The following is a 13,482-nucleotide window of genomic DNA, read 5'->3' on the forward strand; positions in this document are numbered from 1 at the left end:
ACCAATAAGTATTAATAATGAACATAGTACCTTTTTTACGTTCAATCTAATAAAACAGAGTAAGATAGAAAAGGGTTTGTCAACTAAAGTGTGTAACTGACAAATCTAAGAACGAAAAAGAACATTAAACCATTCCTAAATAACCTTCGGTTAAAAGGGTATAAGAAAGAAACCTTACCAAAAAAGGAAAATTTGATGTTCTTTTTTGATGCGTTAGTGACTAAGAAATATATAAGCTATAAGTGTTGATGCGCTCAGAAAACTGTTCATTCGCCATTAATTGATTTAAGACCATCGGCCAATTGGGAATAAATCCAGCTGTCCATTTCTTTTCCAATTCTGTTGCTCGTAGATAAAGAAGTTTTAAAAGAGCGGTTTCATTTGGAAATGCGCCTTTTTTAGTTACTTTTCTAAAGCTGGAATGAATACTTTCAACGGCATTTGTTGTGTACATAATTTTACGCACTGCGCTACCATAATCATAAAGTTGTTCCACATGAGAAAAATTCCGTTTCCAAACCTCTACTGCACCAGAGTAGTGAGACCAACGTTTTTGAAAAGCATCAAAAGCACTTTGACAAGCTTTTAATGAAGGAGCACCATAAAACTTTTTCATTTCCCGAGAAAATTCCTTGTAGTCTTTATAAGGAACATACCGAAGCGCATTACGCACTAAATGGACGATACAGCGTTGAACGATCACCTTTGGAAAAATAGATTTTGCGCCATCTTCAAGCCCAGAAACACCATCCATAGACATAAAGAAAATGTCCTGTACACCGCGAGATTTCAATTCATCAAAAATCTGCATCCAGCGGTTTTTACTCTCGGTTTCATTCAACCACAACCCTAAAATATCTTTTTTCCCTTTTAAATCATAGCCAAGAATTGTATACACAGCGTATTCTTTGACTTCATAATTTTCTCTTAACGTCACATACATACAATCCACAAAAACAAAGGCATAACACTTCGCCAAAGGGCGATTTTGCCATTCCTCCAGTTCTGGAAGAACAGAATCGGTGATTGTAGAAATCATTTCGTGAGAAATGGAGAACCCATAAATATCATCAATGGTATGAGCGATATCTCTTTGAGACATGCCTCTGGCATACATGGACAAAACCTTTGATTCGATAGCTGAAACATCCCGTTCACGTTTCTTAATAAGTTCTGGTTCAAACGTGGCTTCTCTGTCTCTAGGTACATCAATAGGGACTTCTCCAAAGCTTGTTTTTACTTTCTTAGAGCCAAATCCATTTCTTCGATTGTTCGTTTCTTTCTCCTGTTTTGAATGAATATCGTAGCCTAAATGATGGGTCATTTCGCCTTGAAGCATTTGTTCAAATAAGGGACCAAAAATATCTTTTAGAGCGTCTTGCATGTCATCGACATTTTCAGGATTGTAGCTTTCTAGAATGGTTTTCGCTAATTCAACAGTTTTAGGATCTCTTTTCTGTCTCGCCATATTCTCGCATCCTTTCATTTTTATTTTATCTGAATTTCCTTTGCATGAAAAGAAAAACTGTATAAGTAGCTTATCTAGAATGAGCTACTTACACAGTTTATTTTACACTCTCGATAGAAATGAAATTTTGTTCTATCTTACTCTGTTTTTATTTTACTTCATAAATTTCACATTTTGGACGAACGTTTCTAACTCTTCTCTACGTTCAATATTGTGATTACATTTCTCACTATCATAACAGATATAGTTTCCGCGCTTCGTATACATACCATCTCCAGATTCCTTCACCTTAGACAGGAACATTGAAACATCTGATGTCTCGTGACAAACGGAACATATACCTTTTTGAGTGGTAGGAGAAATGGTTCCGTGAACGCCGACAAATTGCCCGTCGATAACTGCAACAATAAATTTTTGTTGCTTGCCGCTATCATTCCAGCTGTAAAAAGTATAATCTCGCAAGTCCATTGTTTCCCACTCTGGGATTTTCAATTTCTTGGTCTTTTTAAAGAGCTTTGTCAGTTGTTGTTTTGAAGGCGGATCAAACGGAATAACCGCTTCTTTTAATCCTTCCAAATATTGTTCCAGTCTAGGCTTAGAAGTAGCAGCTTCTAAAAATCCATCTAATAACGGTTGTAACGCATCTTTATCTGTACCAAACTGCTCATTGATTTTCTCAAGAACGATTGCTTCTAGCGTTTTAACTGTATGTTTATCATTTACAGATAAATGAGCTTGTAGCAAAATATTGGCTTGTTTTCGAATAAAATTAAACTGATATGGTTGTATTTTTGTATTCATAATGGATTTCCTCTCTATCATTCAAGTGATAAAGTACTTTGCGTAAAGGCAATCCTTCAACAACCAAAGCACTTTATTATTTCAAACCTGAATGGGCTTTTGAATGAGATACGTGTGTTTGTTTAAGTATCATATTATCACCCCCAAAATAAAAGCGAAACGAGCTCGTTCAACCCTGACAGAAAAATAGGAAAAATTGAATGTGACGTTTTTTGTCACAATCTATTTTTACCTTTTTTCCGAAACCTTCAATCCTTAGAGCTTTAGCTCTTAGGAAGTGTTGAGATCGAAGCGGAGCGAAGTGGTTAGCTCGTGTAGCTAGATAACATATAAGCATATATATTATAACGCAGATGCAAAAAATTTAAAATTGGTATAGCATAAAACCAATTGGTTCAGTTGAAAAACGAGAAAGAGTAAGCTAAACTAAAAGACGGCGCTATTTTAAAATCGAAATGAACAATTGAAAATAAATCAAAACTTAGGAGTGAAGCAATTGGAAAACAGATATGTCATCATCCTCGCAGCTGGTAAGGGAACTCGTATGAAATCAAAACTTTATAAAGTGTTGCATCCTGTCGCAGGAAAACCAATGGTGGAACACATTATGGATCAAGTAGAAAAAACAAATCCAAGTGAAGTTGTAACAATCGTTGGTCACGGTGCTGAAGCGATTAAAAGTCATTTAGGGGAGCGTAGTCAATATGCCTTACAAGAAGAGCAATTAGGAACAGGGCATGCTGTTTTACAGGCTCAAGATCATTTAGCGGATAAACAAGGGACGACACTTGTTATTACAGGAGATACACCGCTTTTAACGGCTGAAACGTTGACAAATCTTTTTGCCTACCACCAAGGAAAAAACGCAAGTGCTACGATTTTAACGGCACATGCAGATGATCCAACAGGATATGGTCGAATTATCCGCGATCATGTTGGGATTGTTGAAAAAATTGTGGAACAAAAAGATGCTTCGGAACAAGAGGCGCGTGTACAAGAAATCAATACAGGAACATTTTGTTTTGATAATGAAGCCCTATTCAAGGCATTATCTAAAATCGATACAAATAACGCACAAGGCGAGTATTATTTAACAGACATTATTGAAATTCTTAAAAAAGAAGGAAAAACAGTCGCTGCTTACCAAATGGCTGACTTTGAAGAAGCGATGGGGATTAATGACCGTGTGGCATTAGCCGAAGCAAATAAAATCATGCATCAGCGTTTGAATAAAATGCATATGATGAACGGTGTATCTTTTGTTGATCCTGACACGACATATATTGATGAAGGTGTTGTGATTGGCTCTGACACAGTTATTGAAGCAGGCGTTCATTTAAAAGGGAAAACAGTGATTGGTGAGGATTGTTTTATTGGTGCTCATTCTGAAATTATTGATAGTGTTATTGAAGATAAGGTAAAAATTACTCAATCAGTCATCAAGGAAAGCATTGTCCGCAAACAGGCTGATATTGGTCCATTTGCTCATATTCGTCCAAATGCGGATATTGGTGCTCGAGTTCACGTTGGGAATTTTGTGGAAGTGAAAAATGCGACGATTGATGAAGAAACAAAAGTTGGTCACTTAACATATGTAGGGGATGCAGATTTAGGTAAGGATATCAATATTGGTTGTGGTGTCGTATTTGTGAATTATGATGGGAAGAATAAATATCGAACAACCGTAGGAGATCATGCCTTTATTGGGTCATCATCAAGCTTGATTGCTCCTGTAAATGTTGCTGCGAATACAGTGATTGCAGCAGGCTCAACCATTACAGATGATGTGGAAGAATTTGATTTAGCGATTGCTCGGGCAAGACAAGAGAATAAAGCAGGCTATGCGAAGAAAATGCCTTATTTTGAAAAATAATTAGACAAGATGAATGCTGAATTTTGGGCATTCATCTTTTTTATTTATTACAAAATACCTAATTTTTCTGTAGATATTGTTTTGTTTTTATGCCATAATTAATTATGAAAATAACATATAGATAATAATTTTGACTTAATTATGATATTAGAATGGCTAAAAATTTTAAATTTATTAATAAAAGGAGTGAGTTTATGGCCTATCATACCTACGAATTTTTAAGAAAACGACGGAATGATCCTAAATGGCGAGATGCTTATATTTCTGCTAGAAATAAAAAGATTATTTCATTCTTATTAGTAGGAAATTTATTTTTCTGGGGTTCCATTATTTGGCGATATATTGAACGCAATGATATAGACGTCATAATGTATATTAATGAGCTTAAGCAATCAATCATGAATCGTATACAGTAATGTCTATTCAGCTAAATAGACAAATTATGGAGTGGAAGTATAAACAAGTTTTCTAATCCTTCGTGAATCTACTAAATAGTTACAAAAGAGAGCTAAGTAAGTGCCTAGCTCTCTTTTAATTTATCCTATTTTTCGTTTTCGATTGTATTCATAGAAGCAATATCCAGACAGACTGATGACCAATAAACCTAAACTACCGTAAGAAACAATTGTTTCACCCGTTTTTGGATAATTCGTTGTTTTTCCGTCAGCTTTTTTCTCAAGTTTTGGTGTGGTTATCTTATCTGGTTTATTTTTATCTTGTTCTTGTGGCGTAGGAGCTGGTTTGTTTAGCTTATTAAATTCAGCTTCTGAGATAGAAACGATTCGTTCGCCTGGGAAGGGTTCTTTGTATTGGGCCAAATCGATCGTTGTATCGGGATTATAAATACGTAGCATTGACGCTTGTTTTAGATGGTCAATTAAGACAGTATCTAACGAAGGTCCTTCTTGTCTTTCGCCACCAAGCATATCGTATCCATCACCACCAGCGGCTAAAAAGTCATTCGTAGCCATGCGGTATGTTTTCTTTTCGTCAATTGGTTCAAATTTTCCAGTCTGGCGGTTTTGAATGTCTACTTGAAGGACACGCTCTCCAACGATTGTTTTGTTGGTACCATTGCCTTCATCTGCTGGTAATAATGAGCCTTTTTTCGTTGAGTCATAATGAACGCGAATGGTACTTGAGACATGAAGGAATCCGCCATTTGCACCCAGTTTGGGTTGTTTGAAATCATCTAAAATGATGTTTCCAGCTTCGTCTTTTTGAGGCATCGAACGAAGAGACATTTCAAACATTTCTTTGACCTTGGCACCAGTAACCTCGATTTGAGCAATCGTATTCCCAAAAGGCATCACTGCAACTACATCACCTAATGTTACTTCTCCGGGTTCGATATTTGCTCGAATACCACCACCGTTTGTTACGGCAAAATCACTTGGCTCTTTAAATCCTTTTTGTCCATAAGCTAGCATAGCATCACCAATTAAGTTCCCTAAATTGGTTTCTCTTGTTCTTACATTGTCACGCTCACCATTGAATTGATAAGGGTTGTTTGGGATAATGACTGTTGAATTTTCTTTTTCAAACTTTGCACGTGCTTCATCCACTAAAGCTTTAACAGTCGGATTTTCCTCTAAATCAGCGAGTGTATTTGCGGGTGTTAATGACGCTGTTTTTTTGCTTAGATCGGTTAAATCAACATCAACCAATCCGACGTTATTCAAGTAGTTTCCAGTTTGCGTGTACATCACGTTGCCAAAGCGTTTGCCACCATTTACGGCTGTATGTGAGTGACCATCAAGAACGGTGATATTTAACTCCGGATACTCTTTACTTAAGCTTTCTGCCAGTGTGTCTCCCCGCCATTCGTGTGGTGTTGTTTCGTCAATGCCAAGATGGCCCGTTATTACGTAGGCATCAATTACTTGACTCGCATCTCCTTGAATGTCGCTGATCGCTTTTTTTGTTTCTGCAATTGGGTCTTTAAAAGTAATGCCCGAAACATTATTTGGATGTGTTTTTGTTGCCGTTTCGGGTGTTGTGACACCGATAATTGCATATTTTTTTCCATTTTTCTCCACAATTGTATAAGGGTCAAAGACCAATTTTCCATCTTTAAAGGTATTGTTGGAAAGAATAGGGAAGTTTAATTCTTCTTTATACTTCATAGCTGTTTCAAAACCAAAGTCAAACTCGTGATTTCCAACCGCCATTGCATCGTATCCGACTTCGTTCATGATTTTAACCATATCCATTCCTTTTGAGAAGTTCGATATTGGCAGTCCTTGGAACGCATCTCCTGCATCAATTAATAAATCTGGTTGAATCAGGTCTTTATAGGTTTTTAAGCGTGCCATACCTAAGACATCTTTGCCATTTCCTTCGAGACGACCGTGAACATCATTCGTATGCATAATTGTAAATGATTGCGGCGCAAAGCCTGCGTTAATCACATCTTGTTTAGTGATCGGTTTAACATTAGGCGTACGTCCATCGGCAGCAGGCTGGGTATGCAAGGTGCCGTTATTGACTAATTCAACCGCTAAATCTCGCCAGTTTTTGTTAAAGTGGTAACCAATCACTTCCCAGTTGTTTTCGATTTCTTCTGCTGGATTAAGTGTTTGTTTCTCCCGGATATATTCTGCAATCAGGCCTCTTAATGTTTCAGGATCGGAGTTATAGATCGTTTCACCAGTAACAATACCTTGTGCCAGTAACCCTTCGTAGCGATAGTTATTCATCGCTATCGTATAGTTTGCAGCAAGGTCAACGGGTTTTCCGTCAATCATCGGGTTGATGATTCGCTGGCCATGAGGTTTAGAGATATCAATTTTATAGGTGATACCAGAAAATACGTCATAATTATAGACGCGAATGTTTTCATTGAAACTGATGGTCAGGTCGTCTGGACTAGGTGAATTGTAGTAATCCGCTTGATTTTCCATGTATTCTAATAGTTTTTCACCAGTAATATTCGCACTGACTAAAGTATTAGGGTACTTGTAGATATCAAAAACGTTTGAATAAGAAATAGGACCTTCGTTTAGCTTGCTCTCTGCTTTGAAAAGAGCGGAAGCTGCTAATTGAGCACCAGTCGCTTTTCTTTGAACATTGTTGATCAGAGAAGTCATTGCTGTTGGACGTAATTGGGCTTCAGGGATTCCTTTTACTTCTTCTGGAGGTAAAAAGTTGCCCGTAGCTGTCCCGATTGTTTGGGAGATAAAAGCTTTTGTTGTATCGTGATAGTCTTGTGTTTCTGCTTTTAAGCCTTCATCGGCAGGAACGGTTTTAGTGTTTACTATAGTGGCATTTCCTTGTTTGACTTGCCACTGATTGTTTGTTTTTTCGATATCAAGATCGATTCGCACCATTTCTGTTCCAGTGTCTTTGGGACCGGCAACAGGTACTAAACCAGTAGGACCTTGTAATTGTTCGGCAAATGAACGATGGTCATGACCTAATATATAAGCATCGATTCCAGCAACATTACTGATAACATTGTCTGCACTAGATGCAAGATCAGAACTTTTTCGTCCTGCATGTATGGAAGCTATGATGACATCTGTCTCGTCTTTTAATTCAGCGACTGCTTTTTCCGCTTCTTCTTTCAATGGATTGAAATATAAACTGTCTACTTTTGGTCCATCCCATAAGGGAATTTGGGGAGTCGTTAGACCAATAATACCGACGGTTAAATCTTTGGTTCCATCACCATCTATGTCGATGTCTTTTTTAATAGTTCCGCCGACAAAACGACTGCTTGAATTTTTTTCATACGTGTTGGCCGATAGTAGGGGGAATTTGGCTTCGCTTTCGAGCTTTTTGATTAAGTCTAAACCAAAGTTAAATTCATGGTTCCCTAAAACCATCGCGTCGTAGTTCATATAATTCATGGCTTTGATCATTGGGTTTGGTTTTTCATTAACCAAAGGTGCTTTGTTGTATAAATCATCTGTTAAAATCGTTCCCTGGTTCATATCACCATTATCGATCAAAATTGTTCCGTGGGGATTTTCTGATCGAACATTGTTTACGATCGAGCTCACTTGAGAAAGTCCAACTGGTGTTTGTTTATCATCTTCATAGGACCAGTTCCATAGCTGACCATGGACATCAGAGGTGCCTAAAATGGTCAATTTTTGTAGAGTGTTTGTTGCTTCAGCCGTTGTTTTTGGAGTGGCTTCTTGTGTATCTTGTGTTGTGCTTGAAACAGTAGAGCTTTCTTTGGTGTCGCTTTCTGTTACTTTGGTTTCACTGCTAAGTGTAGTTTCAATAGCGAGCGTAGTTGTTGCACTAGTACTTGCGAGTAAAGTAGAAACCATTAATACCTGTAAACTAAGTTGAACTTTCTTAAAAACTGACTTTTTCACAAAATTCCTCCTTAAGATAAAAGTGAAGCTAGTCCGAAAAGCGAGATAACGTTAAAAATAGACAAGGATTCCCCCAAAATACCTTCGATTTAACTTTATCAAATAAATGATACGCTTTCATTTTTATAGACCACCTAAATAGTAATATATATCTGTTGTATTGTCACTAGGAAATGCTCTGGAATTTCAAAAGAAATTGACAAAAATAACATATTTTATCGATCTTTGCTTTTTTTCCTGTTACTGATGCTTATTTTTATTAGAAAATTGTATTATTTTGGAGGAATGCCTCAAAATCACTTGATTTATTTCGAAAAAGTGACTACTATTTATAAGGAAACTATTGTTCAGTAAAAGAAAGTGGAGGTCCCCATGTCAAAACATTATTTTGATCCAAGATTGAAGATTTTTTCTCTTAACTCAAATCGTCCGTTAGCGGAAAAAATTGCCGCAGCAGTTGGTGTAGAATTAGGAAAATCTTCTGTCACTCAATTCAGTGATGGTGAAATTCAAGTAAATATCGAAGAAAGTATTCGTGGTTCTCACGTGTACATTATTCAATCAACTAGCAGTCCTGTGAATGATAATTTGATGGAATTGTTGATTATGATTGACGCATTAAAACGTGCTAGTGCGAAAACAATCAATGTCGTGATGCCTTATTATGGCTATGCGCGTCAAGATCGTAAAGCTCGTGCCCGTGAACCAATCACAGCAAAATTGGTTGCCAATATGCTTGAAAAAGCAGGAGCAACTAGAATGTTAACATTGGATTTACATGCCGTTCAAATTCAAGGATTTTTCGATATTCCAGTGGATCACTTGATGGGTGCACCATTGATTGCAGATTATTTCTTAGAACGTGATATTAAAGGTGATGATGTGGTCGTTGTTTCTCCTGACCATGGTGGAGTGACTCGTGCTCGTAAGTTGGCAGAGTACTTAAAATCACCAATCGCAATCATTGACAAACGTCGTCCGAAAGCTAACGTGGCTGAAGTGATGAATATTATTGGACATGTAGAAGGCAAAACATGTGTGTTGATTGATGATATGATCGATACAGCGGGGACGATTTCTTTAGCAGCTAATGCACTGAAAGAAGCTGGTGCGAAAGAAGTTTATGCATCATGTACACACCCAGTCTTGTCAGGACCTGCGTTACAGCGTATTGAAGAATCTGCTATTGAGCGTTTAGTTGTAACAGATTCTATCTATCTTTCAGATGATAGAAAAATCGACAAAATCGATGAAGTTAGTGTGGGTGAACTGATTGGTGATGCAATCAAACGTATCCACGAAAACAAACCAGTTAGTCCATTGTTTGAAACAAAACGCCGTTAATAAAGTGAAAGCGATAAGTATTATTTTCTGTATGTACAAGACAGGAGATGAAGCTTGTCGCTTTTTTTGTTGGACAAAAAGGGTTTAGTAATAGGAATAAATTGATTTTTTTTAAATGTTTAAATAAAAAATACTATTTTCTAAATTATATCCATCGGAAGAAACCGTTTTATCTCTTTTTCATAGAAAATATATGGTGAGGGAAAGTCCAAATAAGAAATAGCAAGTTCAAATTTAGGCGATGGTGGGAAAAAAATAATTAAAGAAACTCGTTTTTGATGCTATGCTAAATTTAGTAAATAAGGGTCATTTTATACATAGAAAAATCAGAGATATTTATTAGAATTGTAGGCAACTTTAGTAAGAGAGGAACATTTATGAAAAGAGAAAGATATGAGCTTGTAGGTTTAGGGATTCAGTTATCTGTGGTGGTATTTGGTTTAGTTTATTATTTTTTTATTTATAGATAAAAGATACAAAAATAGAAAGAGGGAAGATGCGTGCTGTTTAAAATCAAAAGAAAACTTGGTGGTGTCTATGTACCAAAAAATAAATGGTTAACGAAGTTGGAAGGGATCAAAGATATCGAAGCGCCAAAATTTATCGTTTTACCAATGAATATGCATATTGGGAAACCAGCTAAAATTGTTGTTTCAGTTGGTCAAAAGGTAAAGATTGGTACATTGATTGGCGAAAAGGACGGTTTGATTTCAGCTAATATACATAGCTCGATTTCTGGAACAGTTGAAAAAATTGAGCAACGAGTAATCAGCAATCGTGAAGTGCCTGTTGTTGTGATTAAAAATGATTTTGAAGATACATATGAATTATTTCAACCTATTGGAGAAAATTTAGTAGAAATCATCAAAAGTAACGGAATTGTTGGGATGGGCGGAGCAGGATTTCCGACAGATGTAAAGTTTCTGTTGAAAGAGCATCAAGCAATTGATACATTGATTATTAATGCAGTGGAATGTGAACCATTTGTCACGGCGGATAGAAGAATTATTTTAGAATCTATGAATGAATTTATAAATGGGATCAAACTGCTACAAGAGACACTTTCAATCAAACAATGTGTGATTGCGATCGAAAGTTCATCTGAAGAAGCTGTACATAAGTTAAAAGAAAAAATAGATAACCACCGCATCAAATTGGCGATTTTGCCTAATTATTATCCTCAAGGTGCGGAGAAAATTGTCATCAAAGCTGTGTTAGGTAAAGAGTTACCACTGGGCAAATTGCCAATCGACTTAAATACAGCAATTATGAATGTGTCAACCTTGTTTGCAGCAGCTCAAGCGTTGAAAGAAAACAGACCTTTGATCGATCGTATTGTGACGGTTTCTGGGACACCCATCAAACATCCTCAAAATATCCGAGTGAAGATTGGGACACCGATCGAGCATGTGATTGAAGCGTGCGGCGGTTTTGTAGAAAGTCCAATGAAACTGATCAACGGTGGTCCTATGATGGGGAAACTTATTCAAAATTTAGATGAGCCAGTGACGAAAACAACTTCGTTAATTCTTGCGTTAACAAAAGAAGAAGCGAATGTTCCAGAAGAAGAAAATTGCATTCGTTGTTCAGAATGTGTCAATGCTTGTCCGGTTAATTTACAGCCAATATCGATTAGTAATGCGTATCGTTCTGGAAATATTGAAGAAACCAAACGTTTAGGTGTGCTAAACTGTATCGATTGTGGGGCATGTTCTTATATTTGTCCATCTAAAATCGATATCTTGGGTGATATCCGAGCAGCGAAACAGAAAGTATTGGAGAGTCAATGATGATAAATAAAGAGTATATAAGTGCAGGGTCATTTATGGGCCCCCATAGTAGAGAAAAATGGACGTCACAGTGGATTATGCAGCAAGTAATGATTGCATTGATGTTTCCAACGATTGCGGCCACTTACTTTTTTGGCTGGTGGTCATTAGTCATGGTTGCGGTAAGTATTAGTGCTTGTGTGGGGCTTGAATTTGCCTTTCAAAAGATCGTTAGAAAAAGAGTGACGATAACAGATTATAGTGCGGTGATCACAGGTTGGTTGCTCGCGTTGACGTTACCTGTGACAGCGCCATTATGGACGTTGCTGATTGGGGATTTTATTGCCATTATTGTCGTGAAACAGTTGACCGGCGGAATCGGTAGAAATTGGTTAAATCCAGCAGTAGCAGCGCGTGTGTTGTTAAAATTGTTTTTCTCACCGTGGATTACAAATTGGGTGACACCTCAACCAGATGTTGTGGCAACAGCGACACCATTGGCTGATTTGGGGAATTTTGCTAGAGAGGTTTCTCCAACAACACCAGATTTGTTTGATTTATTTATGGGGTTTGGTTTAGGCGGTCCAATTGGAGAGACGTGTAAATTTGCGTTACTTTTATCAGCGATTTATTTGGTTGCTCGAAAAATCATTAATCCGTTGGTGCCTGTTCTGACATTAGGCTCGTTTTATAGCGCAATTTTGTTATATAGCGGGTTTGACTTTTCATTTGCTAATGCCCATTTGTTGAGTGGCGCATTGATTTTTGCGGCGGTCTTTATGGTGACGGATTATACGACTTCACCGTTGACGGATAAAGGGAAGTATATTTTTGCGATCGGCTGTGGTGTGTTGGCAGTGGTCTTGAGAATTAGTTTGGACTTGCCTGGTGGAATTGGTGTGGCGATTTTGGTGATGAACTTGCTGACGCCGTTGATTAATAGATATACAGTATCGAGGATTTATGGGGAATGATAGAAATAGAGACCTGAGCAAAACAATTTTAGTTTTGTTCGGGTCTCTTAAATTATACTTTAGCTTTTTCTTTTGTTTTTAATTCATCGAATTGTTTTTCTAATATGGCAGTCTTTGCTAAAAAATCTTTATAGAAGATGTTGAAAATTTGAGAGTTCACATGAAATTCTTTGATTATTTGCTTCTTGTTCAATGGAATTGCTTTGTTACTGAAAAAATTCTTTAGTATCATTAGTGATTGAGTCCATGATTCGAGCTGATCAAATGTATCTTTTATTAGATACATATCTTGGTATGAGATTGATTTTACAGGTTGATTGTTTTTGGTTTTAATTATGGAACTTTGCTTTGTTGAGTTCATTTTTATTTTCCCCCTTTTAGATATAGACATAAAAAACACCCTTTTTAAATATGCCTTAAACCAATTATACCCTTTTTTAAAATCAATATCAATGAATTTTGATTTTTAAAACTCGTATTTATTAAGTTTTGTGTTGTAAAATTGTGTATGAAGGGAGAGAGGGATATGAACGAAACTGAATTAAGGAGTTTTATCTCTAAAAAGCTAAACTATTTCCGTTTGAAAAAGAAGGTAAGCGCTAGAGAAATGAGTTTAGCTATTGGACAGAGTGATAATTATATAAATTCTATTGAGAACAAACGTGTGACACCCTCAATCCAGATGCTGTATACTATTTGTGAATATTTAGATGTTCCAGTAGATGAGTTTCTTAGTGAGACAAAGACCAAAGATTATTATTTGAAAGAGATAAATAAAAGGCTCGTGGAGCTTGATGGTGAGCAATTAGCAAGTATTTTGGCGATGCTGAAGTCGTTATAATTTTGGTAGTAGTCCCTTTTTAAATGAAAACAAGCATGACTTTGATAATTGTTATCAAAGTCATGCTTGTTTTCATTTTGGGTA

10 protein-coding genes are annotated in these 13,482 nt (G+C 36.7%); 6 read left to right on the top strand and 4 right to left on the bottom strand.

The window, feature by feature from the left end; all coding sequences use genetic code 11:
* Positions 1-220 precede the first annotated feature (220 nt).
* Positions 221-1,468: an IS256 family transposase gene (locus tag A5880_RS08375; RefSeq protein ID WP_086330523.1), complete on the bottom strand. Its 1,248-nt coding sequence runs from the start codon at positions 1,466-1,468 to the stop codon at positions 221-223.
* Between the two features lie 153 nt (positions 1,469-1,621).
* The gene (locus A5880_RS08380) at positions 1,622-2,269 is read right to left on the bottom strand and encodes a FusB/FusC family EF-G-binding protein (protein ID WP_086330524.1); all 648 of its coding nucleotides are present in this window, start codon (positions 2,267-2,269) and stop codon (positions 1,622-1,624) included.
* Positions 2,270-2,765: 496 nt separating this feature from the next.
* On the opposite strand from A5880_RS08380, the gene glmU reads away from it, so the two are divergent.
* Both glmU and A5880_RS08390 read left to right on the top strand, forming a co-directional pair.
* The gene (gene glmU / locus A5880_RS08385) at positions 2,766-4,142 is read left to right on the top strand and encodes a bifunctional UDP-N-acetylglucosamine diphosphorylase/glucosamine-1-phosphate N-acetyltransferase GlmU (protein WP_086330525.1); all 1,377 of its coding nucleotides are present in this window, start codon (positions 2,766-2,768) and stop codon (positions 4,140-4,142) included.
* Positions 4,143-4,336: 194 nt separating this feature from the next.
* On the top strand, positions 4,337-4,558 hold the full coding sequence (locus A5880_RS08390; protein ID WP_086330526.1) for a hypothetical protein: 222 nt from the start codon (positions 4,337-4,339) through the stop codon (positions 4,556-4,558).
* Positions 4,559-4,678: 120 nt separating this feature from the next.
* Here A5880_RS08390 and A5880_RS08395 read toward each other — a convergent pair whose 3' ends face one another.
* Entirely contained in the window at positions 4,679-8,470 is a 3,792-nt protein-coding gene (locus A5880_RS08395) for a 5'-nucleotidase C-terminal domain-containing protein (RefSeq protein WP_086330527.1), read from the bottom strand.
* Between the two features lie 372 nt (positions 8,471-8,842).
* Here A5880_RS08395 and A5880_RS08400 point away from each other — a divergent pair, with 372 nt between their 5' ends.
* From A5880_RS08400 to A5880_RS08410, 3 genes are all read left to right on the top strand, one after another.
* The gene (locus tag A5880_RS08400) at positions 8,843-9,814 is read left to right on the top strand and encodes a ribose-phosphate diphosphokinase (RefSeq protein WP_086330528.1); all 972 of its coding nucleotides are present in this window, start codon (positions 8,843-8,845) and stop codon (positions 9,812-9,814) included.
* 500 nt (positions 9,815-10,314) lie between these two features.
* Positions 10,315-11,604, top strand: coding sequence for an electron transport complex subunit RsxC (rsxC, locus tag A5880_RS08405; protein WP_086330529.1), 1,290 nt, complete (start codon positions 10,315-10,317; stop codon positions 11,602-11,604).
* Complete coding sequence (locus A5880_RS08410) at positions 11,604-12,557, top strand: RnfABCDGE type electron transport complex subunit D (protein ID WP_256924809.1); 954 nt, start codon at positions 11,604-11,606, stop codon at positions 12,555-12,557. The genes rsxC and A5880_RS08410 overlap by 1 nt, the downstream gene beginning before the upstream one ends.
* Before the next feature lie 52 nt (positions 12,558-12,609).
* Here the strand turns inward: A5880_RS08410 and A5880_RS08415 are convergent, their stop codons facing one another.
* On the bottom strand, positions 12,610-12,918 hold the full coding sequence (locus A5880_RS08415) for a hypothetical protein (RefSeq protein ID WP_086330531.1): 309 nt from the start codon (positions 12,916-12,918) through the stop codon (positions 12,610-12,612).
* A 165-nt stretch (positions 12,919-13,083) separates the two neighbouring features.
* Between A5880_RS08415 and A5880_RS08420 the strand changes: the two genes are divergently transcribed.
* Positions 13,084-13,398, top strand: coding sequence for a helix-turn-helix domain-containing protein (locus A5880_RS08420; protein ID WP_086330532.1), 315 nt, complete (start codon positions 13,084-13,086; stop codon positions 13,396-13,398).
* Positions 13,399-13,482 lie beyond the last annotated feature (84 nt).

This window comes from Enterococcus sp. 4G2_DIV0659, from assembly GCF_002140715.2.
Lineage (GTDB): Bacteria > Bacillota > Bacilli > Lactobacillales > Enterococcaceae > Enterococcus_L > Enterococcus_L mansonii.

Coding starts and splice junctions, on each gene's coding strand:
- A5880_RS08400 (WP_086330528.1), top strand. CDS start 8,843: ATGTCAAAACATTATTTTGATCCAAGATTGAAGATTTTTTCTCTTAAC.
- A5880_RS08420 (WP_086330532.1), top strand. CDS start 13,084: ATGAACGAAACTGAATTAAGGAGTTTTATCTCTAAAAAGCTAAACTAT.
- A5880_RS08390 (WP_086330526.1), top strand. CDS start 4,337: ATGGCCTATCATACCTACGAATTTTTAAGAAAACGACGGAATGATCCT.
- A5880_RS08415 (WP_086330531.1), bottom strand. CDS start 12,918: ATGAACTCAACAAAGCAAAGTTCCATAATTAAAACCAAAAACAATCAA.
- A5880_RS08380 (WP_086330524.1), bottom strand. CDS start 2,269: ATGAATACAAAAATACAACCATATCAGTTTAATTTTATTCGAAAACAA.
- A5880_RS08410 (WP_256924809.1), top strand. CDS start 11,604: ATGATAAATAAAGAGTATATAAGTGCAGGGTCATTTATGGGCCCCCAT.
- A5880_RS08375 (WP_086330523.1), bottom strand. CDS start 1,468: ATGGCGAGACAGAAAAGAGATCCTAAAACTGTTGAATTAGCGAAAACC.